The sequence below is a fragment of the Actinophytocola sp. genome, assembly GCF_049647105.1.
In the GTDB taxonomy this organism is placed as follows: domain Bacteria; phylum Actinomycetota; class Actinomycetes; order Mycobacteriales; family Pseudonocardiaceae; genus Actinophytocola.
In genome coordinates this window covers 1-2,115 of record NZ_JBARWZ010000327.1, presented here as the reverse complement: position 1 = coordinate 2,115, position 2,115 = coordinate 1, and the positions used below count along the sequence as shown (strand labels likewise).

Genomic DNA, 2,115 nt, shown 5'->3' with positions numbered 1-2,115 from the left:
GCGACCCCCTGACCAGCCACGACACCACCACCTAGTGACACGCCCCGTCACCGGGCAAACAGTCGTTCCCGCAGCTCAACCACTGTTTTCACCGACCAGTCAGCAACCTGATCTGTGGAACGCAGGCCCAGGAGCAGAGGCAAGATCGTTCCCCTGGTCTACTCCCAGAGAACAACCGCAGACGACCGCGACGCACGCTCCACGTTGGCCGTTCCCGTTTGTTAATGTCGCAGGTAGCGTGACATGTCGTGAGACGACGGCAGGAGGCCGGCGAACCTGATCATCAAACCGTAGTTCTGGGTTCGAGCCCCAGGCGGCCCACTATCCGCACAAACCGCCTCACCCCGGGAAGCTGGGTATCACTGGTAGCGGGCGCGCGTGTCGAACCAGGTTGCGCAGGCCGGGCAGACTGGGTCATCCGTCGGCTCGGCCGTTGGGTCGGGGTCAAGTACGACCGGACGGTTGCACACCGACCAGGCGAGTTTCACGCCGCGAAAGTCTGTCCTGTCCGCGAGGTCGACCACCGCGTGTGTCCGGCCGGTGAAGAATCCCGGCAGCCACAGGGGTTCCGTGTCGATCCTCATGACTCCTGCCCCAGGGCGGCCAGGCACACCGGGCATGCGGTGAAGTCCGCGCTTTCCGGGACAGGGAGGTTGTCGACCAGCCATGCTCCGCAGACGGCCGGGCCGACTGCGGCGTCGTCGATCACGCTGACCGTGGTGGTGCCGTTCTCGATCGCGCGCACGTGCGCGCGGTGCGGCTCAAGGTAAGTGCGGCCCCATGCGGCTGCGCGCTGCCGCGCGTGGCGCTGCACGGCTCTGCCCAGCGCGACCAGGTCCCTGCCGAGTTCCGCCCCGTCGCCGAGCGAGTTTGCTGCCAATGGGCGACCGGCGTCGTGGTCGAGCGTGATCAGGATGAACCGCGCGACACGCTGGTTGAGGCCGGCGAGGTTCGCCATGAGCACCGACTCGTCATGGTCCATGTGGTCGACCTGCCTCTCTACCATTCTCGTGCCACTATTTGCCCGCACGCTTTCACCGAACGTAAGGCGTTGACCGCAGTGACAGAAAGACAGGGCTTCCATGGGTGGCAGACACAGGCCGGGAACACCACGCGACCGGGCTTTGGGCGCGGAACTCCGCGCGATCAGACTGGCGACGGGCAAGAGCCTCGCCGACGTTGCGGCCGTGATCCAGTGGAACGTCTCCACACTGTCGCGGTTGGAACGCGGCCAGCGCCATATCTCCTCCGAGGCCGTGATGGGCCTCGCGATGGTCTACGAACTGCCCGTCGAGCGTCGCGAGGAGCTGGTCGCCTGGGCGAACAAACCGGTCGCGCTTGGCTGGTGGGACCGCCCGCTCCCCGGCGTCCCCGGCGACTTGGGCGCCCTCGCCTCCTACGAGCACGAAGCCGCTCGCATGACCGAATGGTGTCCAGGACTCATCCCGGGCCTCTTGCAGGTTTCCGAGTACACGGCGGCGGTCATGCGGCTCGGCGGCGCCGCCGAGGAGGACGTCAATCCACGTATCGGTGCTCGAATCAAACGTCAGGAGCAGCTCAGCCGGCGTGGAGTGGACTACCTCGCGCTCATCGGATCTGGGGCGTTGACCAACCCGTTCTGCGCGCCGTCGATCTTCGTGAAGCAGCTGCGTCACCTTCTGGCGATGTCCGGTCGCGATGGTGTGACGGTGCGCGTGGTCGAGGCGCCGACACCGTACATCTTCACGAGCTGGTACCTGATGAACTTCGAACAGGCTGGCTCAGTGGTCATGCTGGAGCACCTGGGCTCGTCCACGTTCCTGTTCGATGAGGAGACCGAGCCGTACACCAACGCGCGCAAACAGCTCCGTGACATGGCTCTGTCAGAGCGGGCAACGCAGGATAAGCTCAAAACGCTGATCGAACGGAGCGACCTCAGGAGCTAGTTCATGCGCCAGGAGCCCTTACGGTTCAAGAAGTCTCGCCGTTCGGCCGCGCAGTCCGCATGTGTTGAAGTAGCCCACACGCTGCGTCACATTCGTGACAGCAAGAACCCCGCCGGTCCCTACCTGCACAGCGTCGATGTGACCGCGCTGATCAGCGTGCTCCGCACTCCGCCAACCGGGTGAACTGACC

At 65.2% G+C, this 2,115-nt stretch carries 4 protein-coding genes; 2 read left to right on the top strand and 2 right to left on the bottom strand.

Annotated elements, in window-relative coordinates; all coding sequences use genetic code 11:
* Window positions 1-359: 359 nt before the first annotated feature.
* Window positions 360-584: a hypothetical protein gene (locus WBA97_RS40055; protein ID WP_424236469.1), complete on the bottom strand. Its 225-nt coding sequence runs from the start codon at window positions 582-584 to the stop codon at window positions 360-362.
* Entirely contained in the window at window positions 581-1,006 is a 426-nt protein-coding gene (locus WBA97_RS40050; RefSeq protein ID WP_424236467.1) for a hypothetical protein, read from the bottom strand. The genes WBA97_RS40055 and WBA97_RS40050 overlap by 4 nt, the downstream gene beginning before the upstream one ends.
* Window positions 1,007-1,124: 118 nt before the next feature.
* On the opposite strand from WBA97_RS40050, the gene WBA97_RS40045 reads away from it, so the two are divergent.
* Together WBA97_RS40045 and WBA97_RS40040 are read left to right on the top strand one after the other, a co-directional pair.
* On the top strand, window positions 1,125-1,925 hold the full coding sequence (locus WBA97_RS40045) for a helix-turn-helix domain-containing protein (RefSeq protein WP_424236465.1): 801 nt from the start codon (window positions 1,125-1,127) through the stop codon (window positions 1,923-1,925).
* A 3-nt stretch (window positions 1,926-1,928) separates the two neighbouring features.
* The gene (locus WBA97_RS40040) at window positions 1,929-2,108 is read left to right on the top strand and encodes a DUF397 domain-containing protein (RefSeq protein ID WP_424236463.1); all 180 of its coding nucleotides are present in this window, start codon (window positions 1,929-1,931) and stop codon (window positions 2,106-2,108) included.
* The last annotated feature ends 7 nt before the right edge of the window (window positions 2,109-2,115 follow it).